This window comes from Alicyclobacillus sp. SP_1, assembly GCF_024706985.1.
In the GTDB taxonomy this organism is placed as follows: Bacteria; Bacillota; Bacilli; order Alicyclobacillales; family Alicyclobacillaceae; genus Alicyclobacillus_I.
Genome location: NZ_JAMCCX010000083.1, coordinates 81,971 through 107,454, shown reverse-complemented (window position 1 = coordinate 107,454; position 25,484 = coordinate 81,971). Strand labels below are relative to the sequence as shown.

General features: G+C 53.5%; 22 protein-coding genes. 12 read left to right on the top strand and 10 right to left on the bottom strand.

Annotated elements, in window-relative coordinates:
• The first annotated feature begins 110 nt into the window (after window positions 1-110).
• The 7 genes from prpB (at window position 111) to M4I36_RS15310 (ending at window position 5,461) form a co-directional block, all read left to right on the top strand.
• The gene (gene prpB / locus M4I36_RS15340) at window positions 111-1,022 is read left to right on the top strand and encodes a methylisocitrate lyase (protein ID WP_258112632.1); all 912 of its coding nucleotides are present in this window, start codon (window positions 111-113) and stop codon (window positions 1,020-1,022) included.
• Window positions 1,023-1,123: 101 nt separating this feature from the next.
• Window positions 1,124-2,557 (top strand): circularly permuted type 2 ATP-grasp protein, encoded by a 1,434-nt coding sequence (locus M4I36_RS15335; protein WP_258112631.1) that lies wholly within the window; start codon window positions 1,124-1,126, stop codon window positions 2,555-2,557.
• Window positions 2,558-2,576: 19 nt separating this feature from the next.
• Window positions 2,577-3,545 carry an alpha-E domain-containing protein gene (locus tag M4I36_RS15330; RefSeq protein WP_258112630.1) on the top strand — a complete coding sequence of 323 codons (969 nt, stop codon included), beginning with the start codon at window positions 2,577-2,579 and terminating at the stop codon, window positions 3,543-3,545.
• Complete coding sequence (locus M4I36_RS15325; RefSeq protein WP_258112629.1) at window positions 3,542-4,408, top strand: transglutaminase family protein; 867 nt, start codon at window positions 3,542-3,544, stop codon at window positions 4,406-4,408. Before M4I36_RS15330 ends, M4I36_RS15325 begins: the two co-directional genes overlap by 4 nt.
• Before the next feature lie 244 nt (window positions 4,409-4,652).
• Window positions 4,653-4,892 carry an ABC transporter substrate-binding protein gene (locus M4I36_RS15320; RefSeq protein ID WP_258112628.1) on the top strand — a complete coding sequence of 80 codons (240 nt, stop codon included), beginning with the start codon at window positions 4,653-4,655 and terminating at the stop codon, window positions 4,890-4,892.
• 33 nt (window positions 4,893-4,925) lie between these two features.
• The gene (locus M4I36_RS15315) at window positions 4,926-5,177 is read left to right on the top strand and encodes an AbrB/MazE/SpoVT family DNA-binding domain-containing protein (RefSeq protein ID WP_258112627.1); all 252 of its coding nucleotides are present in this window, start codon (window positions 4,926-4,928) and stop codon (window positions 5,175-5,177) included.
• Window positions 5,174-5,461 carry a type II toxin-antitoxin system death-on-curing family toxin gene (locus M4I36_RS15310; RefSeq protein WP_374986438.1) on the top strand — a complete coding sequence of 96 codons (288 nt, stop codon included), beginning with the start codon at window positions 5,174-5,176 and terminating at the stop codon, window positions 5,459-5,461. Before M4I36_RS15315 ends, M4I36_RS15310 begins: the two co-directional genes overlap by 4 nt.
• Before the next feature lie 1,189 nt (window positions 5,462-6,650).
• Here the strand turns inward: M4I36_RS15310 and M4I36_RS15305 are convergent.
• A complete protein-coding gene (locus M4I36_RS15305) occupies window positions 6,651-7,889 on the bottom strand; it encodes an MFS transporter (RefSeq protein ID WP_258112626.1) in 1,239 nt (412 codons plus the stop codon).
• Between the two features lie 445 nt (window positions 7,890-8,334).
• Between M4I36_RS15305 and M4I36_RS15300 the strand changes: the two genes are divergently transcribed.
• Complete coding sequence (locus M4I36_RS15300; protein WP_258112625.1) at window positions 8,335-9,801, top strand: class I SAM-dependent methyltransferase; 1,467 nt, start codon at window positions 8,335-8,337, stop codon at window positions 9,799-9,801.
• Between the two features lie 22 nt (window positions 9,802-9,823).
• Here the strand turns inward: M4I36_RS15300 and M4I36_RS15295 are convergent, their stop codons facing one another.
• The 5 genes from M4I36_RS15295 to M4I36_RS15275 form a co-directional block, all read right to left on the bottom strand.
• Window positions 9,824-11,272, bottom strand: a complete 1,449-nt coding sequence (locus M4I36_RS15295; protein ID WP_258112624.1) for an aldehyde dehydrogenase family protein — start codon at window positions 11,270-11,272, stop codon at window positions 9,824-9,826.
• Window positions 11,273-11,333: 61 nt separating this feature from the next.
• Window positions 11,334-12,908, bottom strand: coding sequence for an acetolactate synthase large subunit (locus M4I36_RS15290; RefSeq protein WP_258112623.1), 1,575 nt, complete (start codon window positions 12,906-12,908; stop codon window positions 11,334-11,336).
• Between the two features lie 229 nt (window positions 12,909-13,137).
• Entirely contained in the window at window positions 13,138-13,869 is a 732-nt protein-coding gene (gene rpiA, locus M4I36_RS15285) for a ribose-5-phosphate isomerase RpiA (RefSeq protein ID WP_258112622.1), read from the bottom strand.
• The gene (locus M4I36_RS15280; protein ID WP_258112621.1) at window positions 13,866-14,816 is read right to left on the bottom strand and encodes a ketopantoate reductase family protein; all 951 of its coding nucleotides are present in this window, start codon (window positions 14,814-14,816) and stop codon (window positions 13,866-13,868) included. Before M4I36_RS15280 ends, rpiA begins: the two co-directional genes overlap by 4 nt.
• 68 nt (window positions 14,817-14,884) lie before the next feature.
• Window positions 14,885-16,276 carry an MFS transporter gene (locus M4I36_RS15275; protein WP_258112620.1) on the bottom strand — a complete coding sequence of 464 codons (1,392 nt, stop codon included), beginning with the start codon at window positions 16,274-16,276 and terminating at the stop codon, window positions 14,885-14,887.
• Window positions 16,277-16,505: 229 nt separating this feature from the next.
• On the opposite strand from M4I36_RS15275, the gene liaF reads away from it, so the two are divergent.
• The 3 genes from liaF to M4I36_RS15260 are packed head-to-tail and all read left to right on the top strand — an operon-like array spanning window position 16,506 to window position 19,047.
• The gene (liaF, locus tag M4I36_RS15270) at window positions 16,506-17,396 is read left to right on the top strand and encodes a cell wall-active antibiotics response protein LiaF (RefSeq protein WP_258112619.1); all 891 of its coding nucleotides are present in this window, start codon (window positions 16,506-16,508) and stop codon (window positions 17,394-17,396) included.
• 3 nt (window positions 17,397-17,399) lie between these two features.
• Window positions 17,400-18,398: a sensor histidine kinase gene (locus M4I36_RS15265; protein ID WP_258112618.1), complete on the top strand. Its 999-nt coding sequence runs from the start codon at window positions 17,400-17,402 to the stop codon at window positions 18,396-18,398.
• A gap of 1 nt (window position 18,399) precedes the next feature.
• Entirely contained in the window at window positions 18,400-19,047 is a 648-nt protein-coding gene (locus tag M4I36_RS15260) for a response regulator (protein WP_258112617.1), read from the top strand.
• A 48-nt stretch (window positions 19,048-19,095) separates the two neighbouring features.
• Here M4I36_RS15260 and M4I36_RS15255 read toward each other — a convergent pair whose 3' ends face one another.
• The 4 genes from M4I36_RS15255 to M4I36_RS15240 form a co-directional block, all read right to left on the bottom strand.
• Window positions 19,096-21,027 carry an acyltransferase family protein gene (locus M4I36_RS15255; protein ID WP_258112616.1) on the bottom strand — a complete coding sequence of 644 codons (1,932 nt, stop codon included), beginning with the start codon at window positions 21,025-21,027 and terminating at the stop codon, window positions 19,096-19,098.
• 150 nt (window positions 21,028-21,177) lie between these two features.
• The gene (locus tag M4I36_RS15250; RefSeq protein WP_258112615.1) at window positions 21,178-22,230 is read right to left on the bottom strand and encodes a L,D-transpeptidase; all 1,053 of its coding nucleotides are present in this window, start codon (window positions 22,228-22,230) and stop codon (window positions 21,178-21,180) included.
• 170 nt (window positions 22,231-22,400) lie between these two features.
• Window positions 22,401-23,381, bottom strand: coding sequence for a cation diffusion facilitator family transporter (locus M4I36_RS15245; protein ID WP_258112614.1), 981 nt, complete (start codon window positions 23,379-23,381; stop codon window positions 22,401-22,403).
• Between the two features lie 141 nt (window positions 23,382-23,522).
• On the bottom strand, window positions 23,523-24,011 hold the full coding sequence (locus tag M4I36_RS15240) for a hypothetical protein (protein WP_258112613.1): 489 nt from the start codon (window positions 24,009-24,011) through the stop codon (window positions 23,523-23,525).
• A gap of 202 nt (window positions 24,012-24,213) precedes the next feature.
• Here M4I36_RS15240 and M4I36_RS15235 point away from each other — a divergent pair, with 202 nt between their 5' ends.
• Window positions 24,214-25,473 (top strand): beta-ketoacyl-[acyl-carrier-protein] synthase family protein, encoded by a 1,260-nt coding sequence (locus tag M4I36_RS15235; protein WP_258112612.1) that lies wholly within the window; start codon window positions 24,214-24,216, stop codon window positions 25,471-25,473.
• Window positions 25,474-25,484: the final 11 nt, after the last annotated feature.

Below are 25,484 nucleotides of genomic sequence, written 5' to 3'. Positions count from 1 at the left end.
CGTCTATGGAATCATCCTAGAGACGTCTTGCCGACAAAATTCGCATCTTTACCATACCACAAGTTAGAGTGTTCCGATGGGTGCAATTATAAGTTGGGAGTGGTCTCGGAATGACTTGGTTAGTTGAGCGGGAGCGGAGTCAAGCAGAGTTGGCAACAGCTTTTCGGGCGGAATTTGCGTCGCAAACAATCGTCAAAATTCCCGGCGTCCACGAAGCTCTGGCAGCTTTGGTGGCAAAACGCATTGGCTTCCGTTGTCTATATCTATCGGGAGCCGCTTACACAGCTAGCCGTGGACTCCCGGACTTAGGGCTGTTGCACTCGACAGAAGTGGCTCATCATGCGCGCGATCTCGTTCGTGCATCGAATCTCCCTCTGTTAGTTGACATCGATACGGGATATGGAGGCATTCTGCAACTGGCTCGCGCAGGGCGAGAGATGGTCGAAGCCCGAGTTGCTGCCGTCCAAATGGAAGATCAGCAACTTCCGAAAAAGTGCGGGCATCTGAATGGAAAAACCTTGGTGTCACGAGAGGAAATGGTCGAAAAAATCACTGCGCTCAAAGAGACGAGCCCGGAGTTAGTAATCGTCGCACGAACCGACGCGAACGCAGTGGAAGGAATCGATGCGGCAATACGGCGAGCGCAAGCCTATCAAGATGCAGGGGCAGACGTCATTTTTCCGGAAGCCTTGACGACGAAGGAAGAGTTTCGGCAGTTTGCACAGGCCATTCGAGTGCCCCTTCTGGCGAATCTGACCGAGTTTGGCAAGACGCCTTTGTGGACAGCCGAGGAGTTGCAAGCGCTGGGATATCGCTTTGTTCTCTTTCCCGTAACGTCACTGCGGGTGGCGGCGAAAGCATATGAGTTGGTGCTTTCCGAAATTTATGCGACAGGCACCCAACGGGAGTCCCTCGCTCGCATGCAGACGAGGTCGGAACTCTACGACTTGATTGACTATGCGGCCTTCGAAGCGCTCGACGCAAAAATTGCCCGCACAGTCCTCCCGGAAGACGACTCATAAGTCATTCCGAACCGACGGTTTACAAAGTGTTTCGAAATTTTCTCCTTTTGTGCGGTATACTGAGAGAGTAAGTAGTGCCGAGCGAACTGGGGGAGAGGCCGATGTTTGAGAACTACGTCGTCGATTCGGGCTACGATGAAATGATGCGTGGCGCAGATTCCCCGCGTGACGCATACGTTCGTCTCCATCGGACGCTCGCCGATTTTTCTGAGCCAGAATTGCACACCCGTTACCGTATGGCACAGTCCATTTTCCTTCGCCAAGGAATTACCTTTACCGTGTATCATGACGAACGGGGCACAGAACGGCCCATGCCGTTCGATTTTATTCCCAAAATTATTCCGGCTGCTGAGTGGGAGCACATTGAGCGAGGTCTGGTGCAGCGAGTCAAGGCGCTCAACGCATTTCTTGAAGATGTTTACAATGACCAAGAAATTCTCTATGAAGGTGTCGTTCCGCGCGACCTGATTGTCACGAGTGAATATTTTTGTCCCCAGGTTGCGCATGTCGCCATACCTCGTCGAAATCACATCTTCATGTCTGGAATTGACTTGATTCGCAACGAGACAGGCGAATATCACGTCCTCGAAGACAATTTGCGCAACCCATCGGGCATGGCGTATGTCTATCAAAACCGCTACGTCATGAGAAAAGTTTTTCCTGAGTTTTTCCGCGACTACTCCGTGCGTTCACTCGCCACTTATTTTACAGATCTTCTCAGTGCATTACAGCAACTGGACCCTCATGAACGTCAGAATCCGACGGTCGTTCTCTTGACCCCAGGTATGTATAATTCCGCATATTTCGACCACAGCTTTCTCGCTCAGCAGATGGGTATCGAATTGGTCGAGGGTCGCGATTTGGTGGTGGTGGACCGTGTGGTGTATATGAAAACATCGCATGGGCTGCAAGAGGTGGACGTCATCTACCGGAGGATTGATGATGCTTTTCTAGATCCGCTCGAGTTCCGCTCCGACTCTCTGCTAGGCGTTCCCGGGTTGATGGATGCTTACAGAGCGGGCAATGTTGCGATTGCGAACGGCCTTGGCAATGGTGTGGCGGACGACAAGGCTGTCTACGCCTATGTTCCGGACATGATACGCTACTACCTGGGAGAGCAGCCAATCCTTCCGAATGTACCCACCTATCATCTTTCCAATCCAGAGGAGCGAGAGTTTGTACTGTCTCGTCTCCCAGAATTGGTGGTAAAGCAGACGGATTCATCCGGAGGCTACAACATGCTGATTGGCCCGCAAGCACAAGAAATGGAGATTGAGCACTTTCGCAAGCGTATCCTCGGTGCTCCGCACAAGTTTGTCGCACAGCCAACCGTTCAGTTGTCAAAAGTACCGACCTTTGTTGGAGGAGGCATGCGGGGCTGTCATGTCGATTTGCGCGCTTTCGTCATTCAAGGTGAGCACACGACGGTATTTGGTGGGGGGTTGGCGAGGGTCGCTATGAAGGACGGATCGCTCATCGTGAACTCGTCCCAAGGTGGCGGCGCGAAGGATACCTGGGTTTTGGTGGACGGTTGAACCGGGGGAGGGCGAACAGATGCTGAGTCGAGTCGCGGATGCCTTGTATTGGATGGCGCGCAATGTGGAGCGGGCAGAAAATGATGCTCGATTGATTGCCGTCCAACTCGTTCGTCAATTGGAGCATGCAGAATTTCGGGACGATATGGGTCACTCGCTGTGGAGCCCGCTCATTCATATCAATGCTAGTGAGTCGCTGTTTCTGAGTCTATATGAGCGGATGGATGACCAGAGTTCCTTGGAGTTTCTGACGGTGGCTGACAAAAATCCAAACTCTATTTTGCGCTGTGTCAGTACGGCGCGTCAGAATGCGCGCACCATGCTCGGAATGATTCCCTCTGAGCTATGGGAATTGGTCAATACGTATTACTATTCGGTGCGCGAGTACGAGAATGAGACGCTTCGGACTGAGACGTTGCATCGATTGGTGGATATGGTCAAATCATTTTCTCTGCAATTCTGGGGAATTATTGATGCCGCTATGTCTCGTGGTGATGCGTATCAGTTTGTGCGCATGGGAACATTTTTAGAGCGGGCACAAAAAATGGCTCGGATTGTCGACGTCTACTCGCAGGGTGTGGAAGAACGGCAGACTCATCAACAGGCGTTCGAATATCACCATTGGAGCGCGGTGCTTCAGTCGGTTAGCGCCCATGAATCGTATGTTCTGAAACACGGAGCACGCATCTTGCCGGAACGCGTTGGTGAATATCTTTTGCTCGATCCACTCTTTCCACGCTCAATTCGCTACTGTCTCGAACAGATGTTGGACGCCTTTCTGACCATTGAGCATGGTGAGGTCAAGTCATATGCGCGAACTTTGCATGTGCAGTTGGGAAAACTGTGTGCTAAGTTGCAATATGCTGAAATCGAGGAGATTCTTCAGCAGGACTTCCATGCGTTCCTTGCGAACATACAATGGGAGTGCAATCAGGTTGGCCAACACTTGGCAACGACCTACTATCTAGGAGCGATGGACGCAGAATGAAGTACCATATCTTACAGGTTAATCAATATCAGTACGCTGGTGGTGCGACTGAAAGCATCAATCAAGTGCGCTTACGACCTTACACAGGAGAAGGTCAGGCCTGCCTTGATTTCACATTAGACCTTCAACCGCAATCAAAATGCGCTTGGCACAAGGACTACTTCGGCAATGAGGTGGCTACGTTTTCTATCCACGCCAAGCACTCGCAATTGACCGTAACGGCCAGTGCCGACGTAGACGTGTGGGCAGAGGCCTTGCCGACCGAGACGCAACTGTCGGATGCCATGTCTGGAGAGCTTACTTCGACTGAGTTTCGCCGTCGCTATGCCGAGTACTTGGCCGCCACTTCTTACACCGCATTACCGCCAGAAGCTGCGACAGCAGAGACAGACGAGTTGTGGAGGGCGTCTCGTGACGCGCTAGATTATGTGCGTCGCATTTCCGACTTTCTTTACACCGAATTCACGTATCATGCTGGAGTGACCACGGTCGAAACGAAGGCAGAGGAGTTTTTGGCGAGGAAATCCGGAGTATGTCAAGACTTTACGCATCTCATGTTGGCCCTTTGCCGCGTTCATCAAATACCTGCCCGTTACGTCAGTGGGTATCTGTATTGCGGCGAAAATACTGCTCTGCGTGGCGATGCCGCCATGCACGCCTGGGTAGAGGTCATGTTTCCAACGCTCGGATGGGTTGGCGTTGACCCGACGAATCACGTCTTTGTAGGGTCCCGACATATACGAGTGGCGGTAGGCCGTGATTACCGGGATATTGTGCCCATCAAAGGAGTCTATCGTGGAGGGGCGCAGACGCTCGAGACGTCGGTGCGGGTTCACGCGTTGGAGACAGCAGGGTTGCAGTAGAGTCGAGCGGTCTTCAAGAACTCATCGATGACGGGCAGACTGTGTCCAGGTCGGCGTGCCGCGTCAATGAATCGCCTCTGCGGGAATGCGGGGAGGTTTCGTGCCACCACAAGTCCACTCGACCGTTCGACCGTTCTCGCTGACAACTGAGGAGCGGCAAGATGGCTGCCCCGAGACCTTCGGCAACAAGCATCTTCATGTTTTCTGTGGCGAGTTCGTGGCCCCTCGGTAGAATGAGCGTCAATTGGTCTTCTTGAAGCCTGAGTTTAAAAACGCAGTAGCCATCAACAATCCGTCCATTTCGGGACCTGCGTATCCGTTTTTGTACGGTATGATTCAAGAAAAAGGAATGCAAGGTGGGAAAAAATTTTTCCTGGACTTAAAGAACAATGGGGTTCAAGTTTTTCCTAAAAACGGACCAACATTGAAGGCTCTACTCACTGGCACTGTTATGAATATTTCAAGTTTTGTTTTTAACCGCTAGGATGAGAAACCTTTGGCAATGGGGGCAGTCCAGATGGAACCTGTACACCGGAAAGTCACGAAGATCGGGAACAGTTTAGGTGTGACCTTTAATAAAGAACTGTTGAAGAGAATTAATGTAGACCTTGGTGATGATCTTGAAATCATCGTAAACGAGAATGAAGGTGAAGTCGTGCTTCGGAACTCTCCTAAAGTTCCACAAGGGCTTGATCCGCGATTCTTCGAGGTCTTGCAAGCCAATGTGGATCAATATCGTAAGACCATCGAAGGTCTGAAAGACAGATGACCCCATTTCTTACCGACGAAGAAGCGATTGCGATAAATCTTTGGGTAATAAAGGAGTTTTCGCCAGATGAACAGACCGGAGTGAAGTCTCCAGATTTACTCAATTCGGCGGTAAGTCGGCCTAAACAATCGGTGTTCGGTGAGGATGCTTACCCAACGATTTTTGCAAAGGGAGCTGCACTGTTTGAATCGCTAGCGCAAAATCATGCGTTCCATAATGCCAATAAACGAACGGCTTTTCTATCCTCCTTCAGTTTCTGGGGTACAACGGGTACACCTTCGTAATGGACCAAAACGTAGCTGAGGACTTCGTGGTCGATGTGGTGAACCATCACTACACGTTTGAGCAGATTGTTGAAATCATTGAATTGCATGGCCGGAAATAAGCTCACCTGATGACTGCCAGACCACTGATTAGGTGCCATGAATTCTTTAAGATCTTAGTTTGGAAGCATGGCACTCCTCTAACCTTTGAACTGCGTATTCCGGAGCAATTCGGCCACCTGTTCCGGAAAATATCGGCCGGACATTCCGACTGAAATCGGCCACTGTTACGCAGTCGCCGGAATCGGTAGCCGACAATTATCGGAATCTAAATCTCCGCTTCATTTCCTCAGTGTTGGCGGCAAAATTCGTGGCAGGTAGACAAGTTTCGCACCCGGTTTGAGCGCTTAGATCCTTGTCGCGACTAAGATTTCAGGCGGCGATCAAGCAAAAACACCCTCATTTTCTGCTGGATTGAAGTTGCTGAGACAACCATCTACAGAGAAGAGGATGTTTGCCCTAATGGTACGTGAACCCCAATATTAAGATCAACTCCAATCTATGGTTTTTGCCTTCTTCAAAGAGTACAAGATTGCTCGATTGCTAAGACTGTCGAACATCACTAAACAGGCTGGGATCGCGGTCATGGATGTGTTCAGTGTCATATTCAGTCTCGTATTCACACAACGAAGCCTGAACCGCTGGCTAAGGCAGTCTGGTGGTGCTGAGTTTGGTAAGGACACGATTTATCGATTCCTGAATTCCCCTCGTCACAACTGGCGACGGTTTCCTCTGACTTCTTAGTACGGAGGCCATTCATAAAACAAGTGCATTGACCTCTGACAGGACGTGTCCGTGTATTCGTCGTCGATGACTCCACGTACGAACGAAACCGTGGCAAGTTCGTGGAACTACTGGCCCGGTTTAAAGATCACGCTTAAAACTGCTACGACAAGAGGTTTCCCATGCTGACGTTGGGCTGGTCGGATGGACACACGCTCATTCCCGTGGGTTGTTCTCTCCTTAGTTGTGTCAAGTCGCAGAATCAGGGTATAAGGCAGTCGATAGATAAACTTTCTTCGCGTTTGCCGCGAGTGAAGGGGATGCGGTTGGATAGCGCTGGTGATGCATCTGCAAATGAACCGCGAACGTGAAGCAGGAGCTACATGCCCTCTGCTTCACGTTCATTGCGCTGATAGGAGAAGTTTACTTAAGGCGTGAGTGCTCCCGAAGTCGTTGACAACATGCGTCGAGCAGTTCGGTTCTGAAGGACCTGAAGGAATAAGAGGACCGCTGCAGCTAACACCAATCCGCCAATCATGAACAGAAAACCTCCGTTGAACGACTTGGTTGCTGAAACAATCGCCCCAACCGTAATCGGCGCAACAAAGCCCCCGATTTGACCCCCGAAATTCACAAAGCCTGTCAGGGTGGCGCGCAAATTGTCCGGAATGAGGTCGAGGGCCACGGCCCAAATAGGTCCAAATCCACCGTACAGAAAGAAACCAGCGATGGACAAGCTAAAGACACTTCCACTCGCAGTATGTGCATTGTAGGCGGTGTATAGAAAAATTCCCGACAGAAGATAACTTACAGCAATCAGCGCCGCGCGGTAATTGAAGAGAATTTTGTTGCCGAGCCATCCTAACAGAACAAGCCCAAAAAACCCCAGGATATAAGGGTACGATGCGTCAAAGCCTAGTTTACTCAATGTGATTCCCCGTGCTTCACTCAAGTAGCTCGGCATCCACCCAAGAAATCCCCAGAAGGCAATATTGAAAAAGAAATACGCTAGAAAGGAGAGCCAAATGCTCGGATGCGCTAAGACGTCCGTCCAGACCGTCGATGGTCCCTTCTTCGTGAGAACAAGAGTATGCACGGGACCTCCGTCTGGCTGTTTTGGAACCAACCAGGCAATGAGGACGGCCATCACGATGCCAGGGATAACAAACCATAAAAACATCCCGTGCCAGCCCGCCACTTTCAGGAGCCATACGGCGAGCGGAGCGACGAAAGCGGGACCAAGGGCAATGGACGTCAAAAACAATCCATTGGCAGAAGACCGTTCCTTGGATTCGAAGAAATCTCCAATTAGTTTGAACTGAGCGCCGTTTTCCAGACCTTCGCCTACTCCGAAGAGAACTCGGACAAGGATGAGAACCGTCACGGATGTGGCAAGACCAGTCAATCCAGTGAACACAGACCAACAAACCAATGCGATGACAAGAAGCCTGCGGGCGCCAAATTTATCTGCAAGCCAACCACCAGGTATCTGTAAAATGGCATATCCAAAGGTAAACGCGGACAGAATTCCGCCGAATGCGACTGGGCTCATATGCAAAGACTTTTGCATCGTAGGACCAGCCACTGAGATGTTGATGCGGTCTAGGTATGCCACGAACATCATGAGCCAGATGAGGAGCAGCATTCTCCATTTCTTCGACAACACACGCACCTACCTTCCTTTTGATACGTGCCAAAAGCTAACTTAGATTGAAGAGTTTAAACGAGCGGCACCCACCCTCCCTTCCTCCAATACAGTCGTTGCATTGTATTCTGTATATTCTGTTATTTACCTTCTTGACCAGGCGACCATTAAACATTTTCTCACGAAACGTGACCTGAGCCGACCCAAGCTGAATGTAGAATTATTCTGTTGAGTCTACATAAAGCAGTTGCTCTTGAGCACATCAATAGAGTATGGTAGAACTGGAAAATATCAAAAAGTTCTGTGGTTGTCATCATGGGCCGTCGCCGTCTACCCATGAATGTGGTATCGTCATATTGTTCTAGGTCGCCATGAGGCTTCTTGCCGTCATGCCCATGAAGCGCGTTCCCTGTCACTTTGCCAAGTCCCCACCCCCGCGTCTATAAAATCATCGAGGTGACCTTTTGTGCAGGATATCGAAAAGTTGAGGGGACTCCTGGTCCGTCTTGGCTCCTCTCCGATTGTCATCAGCCCGTGGCTTGCCTACATCAAACAAGGCGTCGAATTTGAGGGGGATTTATTCGATTTTCTTTATTGGAATGCTCGTGATTACGCTACCGAACATTGGCGGGAAGAGTATGTCGCTCAAGTTTTTGGCACGTTGCCAGTCCCTGCTCGGGTGCCGAAAACCGCTATTTATGAGACGGCCATCTCGACGGCGTTGTCTCTCGCTTACAATCACTCGGGCGATCCGCTGATTGACAAATCTTCCGCCGACCAATCACTGGCGTTTCTGGATGAGTTTGTACAGGAACACGGTTTCGACCAGTTTGTCAGTCTCTATTCGGTTATTACTGCATTTGAAAATTATTTAGCCATTCATTACTACGGTGAAATGAAAGAGTCTGACTTTGTGTACGGAAAGCTGCATCGCCCGTGGATTGGGTATACACTTCACGATGAGTTGATTTTGATGCAGGCCATGGGCACCGTGGAAATTTTTTTGCGCGACGGGGTGCGGTGTTTGCGGTTGACCGAACTTGGCCGACAGCGTCTTGAAGCCATACGCGCATTGCTCAACAGCACGGGTTATACCGAGACGCGTAGCAACTTGCTACGCATTTCTCACTTCAGTGAGATGGAGGATTACGAGTCGGTCATTCGCTATCTCGGACCAGAACTGTCGAAGTGGCGTCGACGTCTTCTTGAACTTGCTCATATTCAAGAAGGGATGCATGTTCTCGATTTAGGCTGTGGCAGCGGGTCACTCAGTTTTGATGCAGGACTCGCCGACCAAGTCGGTCCCTCTGGTCGAGTGGTTGCTGTGGACCCGGCTCAGAAGCTTCTCCAACAGGCGGCGGACAAGAAAGTTCACTACGACAAACCGTGGGTGTCCATTCAAATGGCATCTGCGGAAGACTTGCCTTTTCCAGACGGAACTTTTGATGCGGTCCTGGCCATGCTGAGCATTCATCTGACGGATATTCCGAAGGCGCTTCAGGAGATTGCTCGTGTACTCAAACCAGGCGGCTTGTTTGCGAGTTTTCACGCGCTCAAGTTTCCGTTTGAAGAGCCGTTCTTGCGCGATTGGTTTGAACCCATCCAGCACGTCTCGGGGCTGCCGCCTCATGACCATGCACTTCCAGACGAAACGGTCGTTCCGAAGTATCTACCTCTAGAACTTACGTCGTTTGATGTGCGGACTGTGTTCACGCCCTGTCGTTATGACGATCCCGATAAAGTAGTCCGCTTCTTTGTCGAGAATGTTGGACTGTTCAACGATGAATTGATGACTCTCCCGTGGACGGAATATCAGTCTCTACTGCGGCAGTTGAAAGAAAATGGCGCGAGCATCTGCTCGCGCCTGACAAAGGAAGAATTGACTGTGGAATATCCGGCACAATTGGTGATGGCTCGCCGTACTACCTCATAAATCCAAGGGACTTGGCACCCACTCAGTGGCCATACGCATTCGTGCGGATGGCCACCATTTTGATGTCCATCATGTCTTCCATGGCGTAACGTACTCCCTCGCGGCCAACACCGCTCTCTTTAATGCCGCCGTACGGCATTTGGTCAATGCGGAAGGTGGGAATTTGGTTGAGCAATACTCCGCCAGCTTCGAGTTCTTCGGCTGCTTGCATGGCCCGCTGAAGGTCTTTGGTGAATGCACCTGCGTTCAGTCCGAACTTGGAGTGGTTCGCCTTGGCGATGGCCTCGCCCCATTCGTCAAACGTGTCCAACAGGACAATCGGTCCGAAGGCTTCTTCGCAACTCAGTTCCACATTGTCGGGAACGTTCGTGAGTACGGTCGGATGCATGATGTTACCGTCAAACGTTCCCCCGGTCTCAACTTTTGCGCCAGAGGCAACAGCATGGTCCAGCCACTGTTTAAGCCGTGTGGTAGCAGCGTCGTTGATGAGGGCAGAGATGTCCGTGTTGGCATCGAGCGGATCGCCAATTTTTAAAGCACGTGCGTGTGTGACCATTCGTTCCACGAACGAGTCGAAACAGGAGCGGTGGACATACGTTCGTTGGATGGAGATGCATACCTGCCCACTGTAGTTGAAAGCGCCAGCGGTGGCCTCGGCTGCAATGCGGTCCAACTCGTCTGGTGTAAATCCTTCGTCAATAAGCAACGGCGAGTTGGAACCGAGTTCGAGGGTGACGCGACGCAACTCCGCTTGCTGGCGAATCAGCTTGCCGACGCGCGGACTTCCCGTGAACGTGACAAAGGCGACATCTTCGTGCGTGGTGAGCATTTTGCTGAGTTTTGCGCCATATCCAGGGATGATGTTCAACACTCCGTCCGGCAAGCCAGCTTCTTGAAACAAATCAGCAAGCAGGAGAGAGGTGAGTGGCGTTTGCTCCGCAGGCTTGAGAACCATCGTATTGCCAGCAGCGATAGCCGGACCTACCTTGTGAGCTACAAGATTTGCCGGAAAGTTGAAAGGCGTGATAGCCGTCACCACTCCGAGAGGATGTTTGACGGTATAAGCCACGTGGTGCTCACCGCGGGGGGCAGCGTCCATCGGGACGGTCTCGGAGTGGATGTCACGCGCCGCCTCGGCAGCAAAGAGATATGTCTGCACGGTCCGGTCGATTTCGGCCAGTGCCGCTTTAATGGGTTTGGCGGCCTCTTCGGCCAGCGTGCAGGCGATTTCGGTACGCTTTGCCGCAAAAGCGTCTGCAACTCGGCGCAAAATGGCGGATCGTTCGTAGGCAGGGACTTTCCGGAAGCTTCGAAATGCTTCTGCGGCTACCTCAATGGCCTGTTTGGCGTGAGCCTCTCCGGCATAGGCTACCTCGGCAATCAGGGTGCCAGTGTGCGGATTCTTGAGGGCAATTGTCTCTTCACCATCGACCCACTGACCGCCAATCCAAAGTTTGGTTTGTTTGACCACATGATGACCTCCTTTGTTGGGAGCGTGATGTTGGCACGCAAGCGTGCGCTAAGGCCGTTTCTTAAAGCACGACTTCGAGCAAATTGAGGGTATTACTGGCGATGGCACTCTCAAGATGCTGCTTAAATTCTTCTGGCGTGTGGGCCCTCCGATGTTCAATTCCGAAACTGCGCGCATACTCCTCAAAGTTTGGATTGGTGAAGTGAATTTCCGTCACCGCCAGATGCGAATCTTCCTGGTGCTTTTTAATGAGGCTGTACGTTTTGTCGTTGAACACGATGACCGTAAACGCCAATCCCAGACGGCGCGCAGTCTCCAATTCCTGCGAATTCATGAGAAAGCCTCCATCGCCTGAGACCACCACCACCGGTCGATGGGGATAGACCAACTTGCTGGCAATGGCACCTGGTAGAGATGCACCCATGGATGCGAGACCGTTGTAGATAATGGTTTGGCCAGGGGCTTTTGGTTGGAACCAGCGAGAGACCCAAAGTTTGTGCAGGCCAACATCCGACAGAAGAATCGCATCTTCCGGCAAGTCCGAGGTCAGGGTCCACATGACATGGCGCGGCATGCGCTCGGCTTCGCTCGGAATGGATTGCAATTCGGCAAGGCGACGCTCACGCACGGCTGCGTGCTCCGGTGCCATGACTCGTGAGCGCAGTAGTTTGGTCAGTTCTGTCAGCGTGTGCTGGATTTCGCCGACCAGTTCCACGGCGACAGGGAAGTGTCGGTCGGTCTCAACGGGCGTCTCGTGAATGTGGATGACGCGGCGGCTGGCGTCTTGGTTCCATGTTTCTGGGTCGTACTCAACGAGATCGAACCCAATGGCCAGAATTAAATCGGCTTCCTGAAGGGGCCTCAGTCCCTCCGCATAGGGTCTGCCACCGACGGTAAACAAATTCTGTGGATGGTTGAACGGTAGTACACCTTTGGCCATAAACGTGTTGACCATGGGTAGATGGGTGTGGTCGACGAACGCCTTGACCGCGTCCCATGCGCGTCGGCGAATGACTCCATTGCCGACCAGCAGGACGGGGCGCTTCGCGTCGGTGATGAGCGCACTCGCTTCTGTCAGTAACGTTGGGTGCACGAGTGGGGCTGCCAAGCGGGGTTTAGGCAAGGGCTTTGCTTCCTCGATGGTCGACTGAGCTACATCCTCCGGCAATTGCAGGTGGACAGCGCCGCTACTTTCCATGGTGGCAAGCTGAAAGGACTTACGAACTACTTCCGAGATGATACGCCCGTGGAGAATTTGTTGATTGTATTTCGTGATACCTTCGAATTGTTTGATGGTGTCCACGTTTTGATGAGATTCCTTGTGTAGGCGCATCCGGGATGCTTGGCCCGTGAGTGCCAACAGCGGGGAGCGGTCAAGATGTGCGTTCGCCACGCCAGTGATGAGGTTGGTAGCACCGGGACCGAGAGTCGCCAAACAGACGCCGGGTCTTCCCGTGAGGCGCCCATACGCATCCGCCATGAAGGCAGCTGCCTGCTCGTGACGAGTGAGGATGAATCGAATGTTCGATCTCGTTAGAGAATCCATCAAATCAATGTTTTCTTCCCCGGGAATGCCGAATATGTACTCGACCCCTTCTGCTTCCAGACACTGTACCAAAAAGTCGCTCGCTTTCATGGTCTCTGCGGTTCGCGCAGTCGCGGCTCGTCCAGGGCTGGATGGTTGCTACGCGAGTCCTGCCGACGCGCAAACCTCTTCCCTCCTTTGGCTAGCATAGAATGGTTGTTGTCTGGCCATGTGCAGCCCTTGGTTGCACCCGCCGTCTCTCATTGCAAAGGTCTGCAGCAAGTCCGGCAGGCGCACGATTCAAGGGTACTGAGGAAATTGTAACAGTTTTCTTGGCACTTTACCTCGTTTCCCGCTGCCAGACCGTCTGACCGTCGCTGAGGATGACCCGGTTTGCATAACCGCAAAAGAGACCAGTCTCCACCACGCCGACGAGCTGTTTCAAGGATTCGTGCAGCCTCTGTGGATGGTCCAGCAAGCCAAAATCACAATCGTAGATCAAATGGTCGTTGTCCGTGACATAGGGGTCGTCCGCATGCACATCCTTCGCTGTTTGCCGGTGGGCAAGAGTGGCAGCGGCACTGACCCGGCGCAAAGTAGCTTGGCCGCCAAGGCGCGTGACGGATCGACCGACTTGTTCGTGACCGAAAGGCACGACTTCCACGGGAATGCGGAACGCTCCAAGCTTGTCTACCTCTTTGCTGGAGTCGACGACGACCACGAATTGGTCCGCCGCAGAGGCGACAATTTTTTCGCGAAGCAGTGCACCTCCGCCTCCTTTGATGAGGCAGAGGTTGGCGTCCACCTCGTCTGCGCCGTCGATGGCGATGTCAATCCGCTCGGTCTCTGCGAAGCTGGTCAGGCGAAGCCCACCCGATATGGCCAAGCGCTCCGTCTCTGCCGAAGTTCCGATGCAGCGAATGTCTAACCCCCGCTGTACGCGCTTCGATAGCTCTTGAAGGACGTAGTAGACGGTCGATCCGGTCCCCAGCCCGACGACCATTCCATCTTCGACAAGTTCCACGGCAGCCTGTGCTGCCATGCGTTTGGCCTGCTCGCGTGCGTCGGTCACACGGTCACCTCCATCTCCGCGGAGAGAACGCGACCGTAGATGTGCGGATGCAGCAAGGCGTAGATGGCCGTCAGGTGCGGTGCTGCCATTTGGTGAAAAGCGGCCCGCCGCAGAAACGCGCCTTGCAGGCTGTCAAGTTCTAGTTCCAGCCCTTTCTCTAAATCACGATGGAGGGAAGAGGTCATGTTGGCGGGTGCGCGCTGCATCCGTTCGAGAATGTAACTCTCGGCGTTGTCCGGGAGCTTGGCTCCATCAGCCCGGGCAATTTGTACGATTTCGGCAATCACGCCGCAGAGAAACGCCCGCGTGACTTCATCTTCCACGATGGGACCGATGGGACTGTGAACTCCGGCGGTAATCGCGCTCATCGCCGTCAAAAACGTGAATTTTTGCCACATATCCGTCTCGATGTCTTCGCTCAATGTCACCCGAAAGTTTCCTTGCTGGAGAACGCTGTGGAGGTCCTTTGCAAAAGACACGGAAGACTCGTCGCTCGCGCGCGGGCCAAAGACGATGTCCTGGAGCGGACCAGTCTGGAGCACCCGACCCTCCGCATCGAGCGTGGCTTCAATGTAGCAGGTACCACCGAGTACGCGTTCGCGCCCAAATGCATCGGTCAACGTGGTTAAATGGTCCATGCCGTTCAATAACGGCAGGATTCGCGCGCCTTTCTCCACTAAGACCATGAGTTCCGGGAGCGCGGCTTCCAAATGATAATTTTTCACGCCAACCACCACGACATCGACATCGGTCAAGTCGGACGCTCTCGCGGCCAATTGCGGACGGATGGTCCATTGGCCATAACTACTGCTAATTTCCAGACCGTTTTGTTGCAGCTGTTCATAGCGCTTTGGCCGCACTAAAAAGTGCACAGGTAATCCAGCGAGTGCCAGTCTACCGCCAAAATATCCGCCAACGGCGCCAGCTCCCAGAATGACGATGTTCATCGGTCGATTCCCCCCACAGTCTTTACAGAGCGTTGTTCTCTACTGTCCGCTCCAATGTATCATAAGAATCACAACTCTGGTGCATCAGGCGTGGATGACGCGCCGGGCGCGAAGCTATCTGACATAGACAGAAGAGGTTCGGACAGCTCCTCGAACTGCTGGTCGCTGGTGCCCGGCACGAGGAGGAGAGAGTCCGAATTGGCTTCCATCGGCAGCAGATAGAGGGAACTCGCACCGAGTGAGATGACGGTGATGGCGACAAAAATGGTCCAGAGCGGAATGAACGGCAGCACGACGGTCGTGATAGCCAACCCGACCGGATTGGCTACGCTCACGAGTGCACCGAGAGTTCCGAAGACACGCCCGCGCAGTTCAGGTGGAATGAGTCGCACAATCGTGGCGAATAAGCTACCGTTGATGAAACCGACGGACACGCCACAGAGAAGCATCAAACTCGCATCAAACCAACTGTTGCGGACGACGGGCAGAAGACCGAGAAACACGCCGATCAACGCCAACCCGGAGGCCAGTTGAAGACGCAGGGACAAGCGGGAACTGAGCGGGCCAACGAGCAATCCCCCGCCGATGATACCCAGAAAAAATCCTCCATCGAGAGTGGAGAGCACGAATGCGGTTCCGTGCAAAGGACCTTTCACCCAGGCCGTCAAGGCTGTGAAGAGGGGAGCGAACGCGAAGTTGACGAGCACTGCGCTGGCGATGATGACGCGAACAAATGGGGTAGAGGTCAACAAGCGAAACCCTTCGAGCCACTCATCGAGGAAAACGCGCAATCGGGAGATGGTGGGTTGTGCTCCTGCCTCCGGAGATCCGGTTTGCTCTGAGTTGACGCGGTTGGCATGGACCGAGGATGCGGAGGACGACTTTGAGCGGTCTTCCGAATGTCGCAAGAAGAGCAGGCTGATGCAAGAGCACAGGAACGAGATGGAGTTCAGGACAAACAAAAGGGGTGCCCCCAGCAGGCCAATTAAAGCTCCGCCCGAGACGGTGCCGGCCAATTGTGCGAAGGAGGAGGAAGACTGTGTCATGCCACTCGCCGCCGGTATCGACTCTTCACTCACCACTAATGGCAAGAAAGCACTGGAAGCAGGACTAAAGAAAGTTCCCACGAGTTCGAGGAAAAATAAGAGAATCAAGAGTATGAGGAGTTTCTCGTGACCGATGGCCACAAGGAACATGGCAGCGGACAGTGCGGCACGAAAAAAATCGGAGAGAATCATCGTCAAGCGTTTGGGCCAGCGGTCGACGAACACGCCGCTAAAGAGCTGCGCAAATCCGGGCAGCGTGCTGACCAAGCCGGTAATACCTAAATCTACTTTCGATCCGGTCAAGCTATACACATACCATGGCAGTGCGAGCGCAAACAAACTGTTTCCGAACATGGAAACCATCTGTCCAGAGAAGAGGATTACGAAGTTGCGATTGCGAAATAGAGAACCCACGAGTACCATCCACCTTTCGCTTCGGGTCGGCCCGCAGGAAAGGTGGCGGACGAACCTTTGTACAAAAATCATAGAAGACACGGGGATTCTTGACATCGACCGAGGAGAGGAGAAGCATCTCCGCCTTTGGTCGGATACTGCTCCCCGTCTCGCGAGCGTTGTCTGCAGAGTCGTCGCACGATAGCATGAAGGTCAAGCCTCATTCGAATCGAGAAAGAAGGATGACACCATGAGACGTGGTTCTCGCTGGGGATTTCTGTTGTTGCTCATTGGGATTCTCTACTTTTTGGCGAAGTTGAACGTCATTCACTTTGGCGCCATCTGGCTTTCCGGGGGTGTCATTTGGCCCGGCATTACAGCTCTCATTGGAGTTTATTTTGCCTTCGAGGCAAAGAGTATCCGTAACGCCGTTTGGCCGCTCTATCTATTTGTACTTGGAGTTTTGCTGATGGTCAAGGATGCGCATGTCTCCCCGGTACTTTCAAGCATCGGCAGTGGTTGGAATTTAGTCTGGCCTCTGCTTCTTGTATTTGCTGGATTGGACCTCGTTCTCCCCAAACGAGGGGGAGGATTTTTTGTCCGAGTGCACATGGGAGACCGCTCAACGGACGATGGCGACGGCAACAGTAAGAATCCGTTTGACTCCCGAGGAAATCGGTATCAGCGTACCTGGAGCCGCTCCTTTCGTGGACCCCGGAGACGTTCGTGGCAAAATTCCAAGGAGTATGGGAGACCACCCGCAGATTACGGCGCGAGACGATGGATTGGTGAATTGATGGTGGGTCGGAGTCCCTGGACGCTTCGCAGCGCAGAGTATTGGACGGGTCTCGGCGAGACGCGCATCAATTTGGCGACGGCGTATATCGAAGACGGTGACTATGTTCTTGATGTCAGTGGCTGGTTGGGCGAAATTCGTATCTTGGTGCCGGAATCGCTGGACGTGGCGGTCTCTGCAACGGTCGGGGTGGGCAGCATTCATCTCTTTGCGGACAAAGAGAATTCGCACGACGGTTTAGGTGGCAAGGTTGTCCATGAAGACCCGGGATATGCCCAATCTTCCCGCCGCTGCCGTCTGAATGTGAATCTCCATTTGGGCGAAGTTGCCATTGTTCGGGTGTAGCCGATGACACTGCGCACCACGTTCATCGTTATCAGCGGCTTTCTCGCCTTGGCTGGATTCGGGATGGGTTGGATGCTGGCATTCCTCCACGTGAAGCCAACTTTTTTCGTTGGTGGTTGCTTCGCGTACGTGGTGTTGGCGATGCTGATTGGATTTCGTTTCTCGCAAGGCTACCGTCATCGGCTGACGGATATCGAAGAGGCGGCCACACTCCTTGGGGCGGGTCGGTTGCAGCACCGGGTCGCGGACTTCGGAAACGGCGATGAAATCGATCTTCTGGCCAAAGCCTTTAACCAGATGGGCGAGACCATTGCTGAGCAAGTCGCCGATTTACAGCGGTTGGCCGAAGAAAACCGCAATCTCGCAGCCGATGCTGAGCGCGCTGCCACTATGGAAGAGCGACAGCGACTGGCGCGCGAATTGCACGATTCGGTCAGTCAGCAACTGTTTGGCTTGGCACTTCTTGCCCATGCCGCCGAGGAAGGAGCGCGGAGTGCACCGGATCGGCCAGAGACTCTCGTGGACCAATTGCGGATGATTGGGGAGTTGGCACAATCATCTCAGCGCGAGATGCGCGCGCTTCTGATGCACCTGCGCCCAGTGCAGTTGGAAGGACGCTCCTTTGTCGACGCAGCCAGCGAGCTGCTCCATGCCGTAGCGGAGAGGCATGGGATAGAGGTAGTTGGAACGTGGCGAGTGGAATCGCAAGTGCCTGAGTGGATGGAAGAAGAGCTTTTTCGCATCTTGCAAGAAGCACTCGCCAATGCCCTCAAACATGCACAGGCGACCGCTATCCGCGTTCAGTTGGTAGAAGGACTTGCCTCGTTCGAATTGTCCATTTCTGACGATGGTCGGGGGATGGGCGAACCGACGGCGGACTCGTATGGCATTCAGACGATGCGCGAACGAGCCAAACGTCTCGGGGGGCGACTCGAACTGCTGCCGAGAAATCCAGGTCTGACCGTCAATGTTGTGGTTCCGCGAGGAAAGGTGGAAAACTGACATGAGCATTCGCGTGTTTTTAGCGGACGATCACGCTGTGGTTCGGACTGGACTCTCGGCGGTGTTGTCGATGACGTCCGAATTTGTCGTGGTGGGCGATGCGGCGGATGGAGCCGAGACGCTTGAAAAAGTGCGCCCTTTGTGCACCGCTCAGGCAGTGGATGTTCTTTTGCTCGACTTACTGATGCCGCGTTTGAATGGTATCGAGGTGACCAAGTTGCTGCGGGAGAGCGGCTGTCTCGTGCCGATTGTCATTTTGACGAGTTCTGTTGAAGACGCACATGTCGTCGGTGCCTTGCAGGTGGGCGCAACGTCGTACTTGCTGAAAACGTCCTCTCCAAAAGAAATTCTTGCCACGTTGCGGGCCGCGTACTGCGGAGAGGGGACGCTTTCCAAAGAGGTTCAGCAAAGTCTCATTGGCCAATTGCAGCGCCCGGGAGAAAGGGACGCTGCTCTGGATTTGACCGTCCGCGAACGAGAGGTGCTGCGGGCGCTGGCATTGGGGAAGAGCAACCAAGAGATTGCCGACCATTTAGGGATTGGCCTGAAGACGGTCAAGTCTCATGTCAGCAGTATTTTCCTCAAGCTGTCCGTGCAAGACAGGACGCAAGCGGCCATCTACGCCATTCGCCATGGTCTTGACCGATGATGGAATCGACTTCAAAAGTTGGCCCGGGAGTCGAGCCGCCGCGCGGCGTCACTGAACAACTTTCGTCCCCGGGGGAGCTTCTACCGCTTTGACCATCAAACTTGCCAAAAAGTGTGCGCCTGTTGGGTTTAAGTGAACATGGTCTGGCCAGAAATAGTCGTTGGGTGGAGCACTGACCGCATACCAGTTGACAAGGACCGTATGTGGATAGGTGGCAGCGACTTCATCAATCACCTTGTTCACGGCATGCTCCCATGGGCGCGGCTCTCGCGTATTGACCAGGACAATACGATGAACGGGGCCAAGCGAGTGCAACAAAGACAACAGCTGACTTTTTGTGTAAGAGCCATTGGTTCCAAGTTCGATGATGACTGCCCGGTGTCCGAGGTCTCCTTCTGTCTTCAGTTTCTGAATGACGGGCGGCGTTTGATAAAGTTGGCGCCCAACTTTGGCGTCAATAACGATGCCTGGAAGCATCTGTTTTAAATCCGGATACACGTCAAACATGATGGAGTCGCCGATAGCCGTCACGCCGGCACCGGACTGTTTGTAAACGGCCGCTGCAGTCGATGGGTAGGTGCCCGTGGAAGGCGCAGTTTGACCTGATGTTCCATGAGTTCGTGCGCTTGCACCGAGCGACGCTTTCAATTGACGCAGAGTTTCCGTGGTTATCGGCTGAGTCGATGCACTTGTGGACGGAGACGCGGGAGTGCCTGGGTCTGTGCCGGCTGCATGGTTGGTCCCTGTGGGCGTGATTTCGGTTCCAGAAGGCGCCGAGGTCTTTGCTTGTACAGGGAAGAAGTTAGCGAGTCCGACGAACGAGATCATCAAAGCGACGAAAGACGTGGAAGACGCTGCCCACCAATATTTAGGCCATGTGCCTTGACCTTTCACGGCCGCTCGGACTTGCTTCCATAGCCGAGTCAAGGCACCGTGGCGAATCGGTTCCTCGACGAATCGCCAAGAGAGGGCTGCGATGACGATGCTGGCCCCCACTTGGAGTATGTCGCGCGTCGCGTTAAATCCGTCCATGTCCATCGTGGGACTGGTCAAGGCGATGATTGGATAGTGCCAGAGATAGATGGCATAGGAGCGCACGCCAATCCAACGAAGAGGTTTCCATGCAAACAGGCGACTGAGCAAGCTCGCCGGGTGTGCGAGCGTGGCCACGAGCACTGTTGCGGCGAGGGACAACAGGACCATACCACCTCGATACATAAAGGTTTCATATTGTGTGGTCTGCCAGACCATATAGAGAATGGTCAAAAGGCCCAGGATGCCGATTCCATCCAGCAGCGTGCGTTTTGAGCGAGATAGAGTAGTAGCCAGTTTGGCGCTCGGCCAGACCATCGCCAGTGCGGCGCCGAGCAGCAGTGCGTAGGCGCGTGTGTCGGTGCCGTAGTAGACGCGGTTTGGGTTCATCCCGGGATGGTAGAGGACAGCCATTGCGACTGCTGATGCGGCAGTGACTAGAAGTGTCAGAACGACCAGCGGACCGCGCCTGCGAAAAGCCCGAAACGTGAGCAACACAGACAGAAACAATGGCCAAATCAAATAAAATTGCTCCTCCACAGCCAAAGACCACAAGTTGGTCAGTGGGGACGGTGGTCCGAACTTAGCGAAGTAGGAGACATGGTGAAAGATATAATACCAGTTGCTGATAAATAAGACGGCTGCCATGACGTCGCCGCGCAGTGCTGGAATTTGTGACCGTTGCAACAGGGTGACCCAGACCACGACCACAATCAACATGGCAAAGAGGGCCGGTAAAATTCGCCGGGCGCGGCGTAGCCAGAAGTGCTTCATGTTGATTCGACCGAATTTCTTACGTTCCGCAAGCAACATGTCGCTGATGAGGTATCCGGACAAGACGAAAAAAACGTCCACTCCGAGCAATCCACCAGGAGCAAATGGGAGATTTAAATGATAGGCTATCACCGCCAATACGGCCAGTGCGCGCAACCCGTCCAATCCCGCCATGTAGCGGCTTTTTCCTTCTGCAGGTTTGGGCACGGTTCCTTCGACCTTCCTTCCCTAAAATCTTGCGAAATTCGACATGATGTGCCATGGAGGGAGCAGAGGAGGTATCGAGACCTCCGCTCACTCTCAGACTTTCTCTCAGACTTTCTCTCAGACTTTAATGGTGACTGGGGTGCCAACGTGAATCATGTGCCAAAGTTTTTTAGCCACAGGAATGGGGAGCTCTACGCAACCTGCACTCTGAGGAAATCCGTAAGCCGCACGAGGATAGCCGTGGATGGCGATGTTCCCGTCAATGGGCATGACCCATGGCACATGCGGTACGTTGTAATGCGTTCCATTGGGATTGGTACCAATCATATTGACCCAAAGAAATTTGTTGCGAACATAGAAGTGACCGAGTGGAGTCGCATGGTCGACTCCCGTATTGCACTTGCTGACCAAGATGGGTTTTCCATCGCGATACAGCGTCAATGTCTCTGGGTCTCCTTCGCGAACGACAATTTTTTGATTACTTGCCGTATAAAAAGGGCGCACAATCGATTTTTGTGTTAAAAATTGTCCTGCTACTCCTTGAGGTCCTTCCGGGCCTCCGAGAAGGGTCATTCTCTCGAGCACGGTGGGTCGCACGCGCTGGCTGGGAAAAAACTCTGCAATGGTGCGGCCAATCCATTGCCACGTTCCAGAAACTGCCGGTTGAAACTGTACTTCATGGTCAATGGCTTCGCGGTCTCTGACTGGCGCACTAAAGCGAAGTGTCCAGGGGCCGCTGCGAGTGACGTTCATCTGCCATGGGCCAGGGCTGGTGGTGACGGTCAACGGTGTGGGAAGCGTCGCTTGCAGTTCTTTGTTCATGTCTAAGGTGGTGCCGGTGGAGGTGACCACGGTTTGCACATTCAAAGAAGCTGCGCTGCCCTGCTTGAGTGGAACGGGTAGCCACATGGATGTTTCTGGGTTGGGAAAATTGGCGTGGTACTTCGTACCGTCGTATTGCCACGAAATGCTTTGGACGGGTTCGTTGAAAGCTAAGTGAACCCCTTTGTCGGCAAACCACTCAACAGACTTCGGAACCAGTTGCAAACTTTCCGCTGAGGCTTGTTGAACCGTCACTTCGGTCAGTCTCGGTGACCAATTCAGTGTGAGCACCAGAGTGCCGACTCCAAGGCCGACGACTGCAAGTCCCCACTGATGCCATCGCTTCATCTCTCTCACCATCCTGTCCTCTTGTGCAATCCGGCGCGTCATGTTCTCGGCCATTCGGCTCATGGCGAGCGTTTCACAGATGAGACGATACAGACCAACAAAATGTTACAGATAAAAACATCTTTTTTTGAGCAAACTTTGCGCTTCGCACGCGGACGTTGCTCTTCTCTCTAGCCATGTCCGTGAGAGCGTTCTGTGGCTTCAGCGCAGAGGACGGTCGCTTCGTGCGGATGACTTCCGTCCTCAGTTTGAATGGTGACGTGCTGGATTCCAAAATGTTCGAGTTCATGCTCCATAGTGCGGAGAATGCTTTGACTTTCGGCAATCGTCAGGGACCCGTCCAGTACCACGTGGCAAGACAGCGCATTCCGGCCGCTCGTGATGCTCCAAATGTGGACATCGTGAACGTCCTCCACGCTCGGAATGTGTCGGAGGGCGGTGACGACTGCGTCGGTTTCAATCCCTCTCGGAGTACCTTCCATCAAGATGGACACCGTTTGTCCGACAATCCGCCAGGCACCAAACGCAATCAACAGTGCAATCAGGACACTCAGTAGCGGATCGAAAAAATCACGATGAGTGATAGCGATGAGCAGAGCGGCCACGATGACACCGGCGGATGCTGCTGCATCTCCGAGCATGTGCAGTACGGCGCTCCTTACATTGAGGTTGTCGTGACCCTTCATGCCAAACCCCAAGTACAAATTGATACCGAGGCCAATGGCGGCGGGGCCAATCATCCAGTATGGCTGGATGGGCGTTGGATGCAGAAATCGTTGATAAGCCTCTACCAGGATGATGACGGTGATGACGAGCAAAGTCATGCCATTGATGAGTGCGGCGAGAATTCCAGAGCGATGATAGCCGTAGGTCATCCGTTCGGTTGCGGGCTTCTTCGCCTGAGTTAGCGCGTACCAGGACAGGCCTAAGGCGAACAGGTCTGTGAGAACGTGGCCAGCGTCAGAAAGCAGAGCCAGACTGTGAGAAATCAGTCCGCCGCAGACTTCCACTATGAGGATTATCACAGTCCAAAAAAATGCGCGCTTCATCTGTCCTTCGGGAGCGTGGGTATGAAAGACACCGCTATGGTCGTGATGATGACCATGGTCGTGGGAAAGGCGCTTTGGAGTCGCACCGGAAAAGTGCGTCATTCCGTCAACTCCTTTCCAGATTGGCTGAGTATCCATGAGATGGATGTGGCCATAGACGATGTTCGTACGGCTCACCAAAGACTGAGAAGCGAAAGATTGGCGCAGACGTGGACCTAATTCGCTGGGAAAGGTTCAGCTTAACTAGCGCGGTTTGAAGGCAGCAAAGACGAGAATGGAAAGCAGCAGGAGCACGATGGTCCACAACCAGCGGTGATAAATCGTGGCGAGTCGAGCTGTCTCTTCGACGGACGCTGTCTCTGTTGTCAAGTGTTGCATCAGTTGTTTCCCCCGTCTCGTCAATACGAAGACAGAGAACACAAACACAACCACACCCATACCTTGCATGTATGTCAGCCATACATAGGCCAACTTGATTTTCGGTTCCACTAAGAAGGACAACACTGTTCCAGTGATGGCTGTCAATCCCGCGCCCAAATGTCCGCTCTGATTAGCGAGACGAATAAGGAGAGGCAACTCGTTGGCGGAACTGAGACGAGTGCTGCGGGAATCGGCACCTTTGGGGGTGGTGACCGCCTTTTGGGCGCGCGACCATGCCAGTGCCACAGTGGCCGTGCCGCCGAGCCAAAAGCAAATTCCAAGAATGTGCAAGAGCCACCAAAAGTGGTGCATGACCGATCCTCCAAAGACGAGTGAATACCCTTATATCTTGCCGTGTTCGGAGTCGAAAAGCAACTCTGAAAGTGTTCACATTCTGTTCAACAAACCAACCTTTTGATACCATGAGAAAAGGTTGCTGGAGTATGTCCAGAAATGTTTTTATCCAGTTTCCGTCCTGCAGTCCTTGCAGAGGCAGATAAAGAGAGGCGACCACATGAATTCCCGGGTTAGAATCGCTGTTACTGGTCTTGGCACTGTCAGTCCGCTCGGAGTCGGTGTATCGACGTTTTGGAACAGACTCCTGCGAAACGAGTCTGCGGTAAGCGCGACCGAGAACTCGACCCTGCGCTCTTTTGCTCCGGTTGTTGCCGCTGCAAATGGGTTCAATCCTGCTGATTGGCTGACGAAAAAGGTGATCAACGATACGGATCGCTTTACCCAGCTCGCACTGGTAGCTGCCGCAGAAGCACTCGCTGATGCAAACTTCCTTGAGGAAGGAGGAGCGCTTCACGGAGTGGACGGAGACGATGTGGGTATTGCCATGGGTTGTGCGTTTGGAGGAGTACAGACATTAGAAGCGGGGAGTGCGAAACTCGCACAGAATGCTGCTGCGCGACTCAGCCCAAGGCTTGTCTCTAAATCGATTCCCAATGCGGGCGCCGCGGCCGTGGCTATGAAGTACGGCATTCGCGGTTCGGTGCTGACGTATTCCACTGCATGTGCGTCGTCTGCCAATTCCATTGGAGAAGCGGCGTACTGGCTGGAGCGTGACGAGGTCAAGATGGTCTTGGCCGGTGGCTCAGAATGTCTCTTCTCGCCGTCCATCATGGCCGGTTTGCGCAGTGCTGGAGCCCTTGCGGTCGAAGGACCAGAGGATGTCTCGCGCTGGTCGCGACCGTTTGATGTCGACCGCAAAGGTATGGTGATGGGCGAAGGAGCCGCATTTTTAGTGCTGGAGCGGCTTGACCATGCGCGTGCACGAGGGGCGCATATTTACGCAGAGTTTCTCGGTTACGGTGCCTCTAATGATGCGTACCATGAGACCGCTCCTCATCCGGAGGGTGCGGGTGCCCGCCTCGCCATGCAACGAGCCTTGCGAGCCGCAGGAATGGAGGCGGACGACGTTGACTACGTCAATGCTCACGCGACGGCAACGGCGGCAGGAGACAGGGCAGAATCGCACGCATTGCGGGCAGTGTTCGGGGCACATCTGGACCACATTCCCGTCAGTTCTATTAAAGGGGCGGTCGGACACATGCTAGGAACGGCTGGTGCCATTGAAAGTCTCGCGACTGTGAAGTCGATTGAGACGGGGTGGATTCCATCGACGCTCAACTGTGATAACAAGGACGAACTGGCTCCGCCTGATGTTGTGCAAAATTGTAGCCGGGCCGCGGCGATTCGCACAGGACTGAGTAACTCGTTTGGATTTGGCGGTCAGAATGGTGTTTTGATATGGGGAAAAGAGCAATAATCCATTGATTA

Excerpts from the sequence above, each read along its gene's own strand:
- M4I36_RS15235 (WP_258112612.1), top strand. The coding sequence starts at position 24,214 with ATGAATTCCCGGGTTAGAATCGCTGTTACTGGTCTTGGCACTGTCAGT.
- M4I36_RS15290 (WP_258112623.1), bottom strand. The coding sequence starts at position 12,908 with ATGAAAGCGAGCGACTTTTTGGTACAGTGTCTGGAAGCAGAAGGGGTC.
- M4I36_RS15325 (WP_258112629.1), top strand. The coding sequence starts at position 3,542 with ATGAAGTACCATATCTTACAGGTTAATCAATATCAGTACGCTGGTGGT.
- M4I36_RS15315 (WP_258112627.1), top strand. The coding sequence starts at position 4,926 with ATGGAACCTGTACACCGGAAAGTCACGAAGATCGGGAACAGTTTAGGT.
- M4I36_RS15310 (WP_374986438.1), top strand. The coding sequence starts at position 5,174 with ATGACCCCATTTCTTACCGACGAAGAAGCGATTGCGATAAATCTTTGG.
- M4I36_RS15265 (WP_258112618.1), top strand. The coding sequence starts at position 17,400 with ATGACACTGCGCACCACGTTCATCGTTATCAGCGGCTTTCTCGCCTTG.
- M4I36_RS15250 (WP_258112615.1), bottom strand. The coding sequence starts at position 22,230 with ATGAAGCGATGGCATCAGTGGGGACTTGCAGTCGTCGGCCTTGGAGTC.
- liaF (WP_258112619.1), top strand. The coding sequence starts at position 16,506 with ATGAGACGTGGTTCTCGCTGGGGATTTCTGTTGTTGCTCATTGGGATT.
- M4I36_RS15260 (WP_258112617.1), top strand. The coding sequence starts at position 18,400 with ATGAGCATTCGCGTGTTTTTAGCGGACGATCACGCTGTGGTTCGGACT.
- M4I36_RS15245 (WP_258112614.1), bottom strand. The coding sequence starts at position 23,381 with ATGACGCACTTTTCCGGTGCGACTCCAAAGCGCCTTTCCCACGACCAT.
- M4I36_RS15330 (WP_258112630.1), top strand. The coding sequence starts at position 2,577 with ATGCTGAGTCGAGTCGCGGATGCCTTGTATTGGATGGCGCGCAATGTG.
- M4I36_RS15335 (WP_258112631.1), top strand. The coding sequence starts at position 1,124 with ATGTTTGAGAACTACGTCGTCGATTCGGGCTACGATGAAATGATGCGT.
- M4I36_RS15240 (WP_258112613.1), bottom strand. The coding sequence starts at position 24,011 with ATGCACCACTTTTGGTGGCTCTTGCACATTCTTGGAATTTGCTTTTGG.
- M4I36_RS15255 (WP_258112616.1), bottom strand. The coding sequence starts at position 21,027 with ATGGCGGGATTGGACGGGTTGCGCGCACTGGCCGTATTGGCGGTGATA.
- M4I36_RS15280 (WP_258112621.1), bottom strand. The coding sequence starts at position 14,816 with ATGAACATCGTCATTCTGGGAGCTGGCGCCGTTGGCGGATATTTTGGC.
- prpB (WP_258112632.1), top strand. The coding sequence starts at position 111 with ATGACTTGGTTAGTTGAGCGGGAGCGGAGTCAAGCAGAGTTGGCAACA.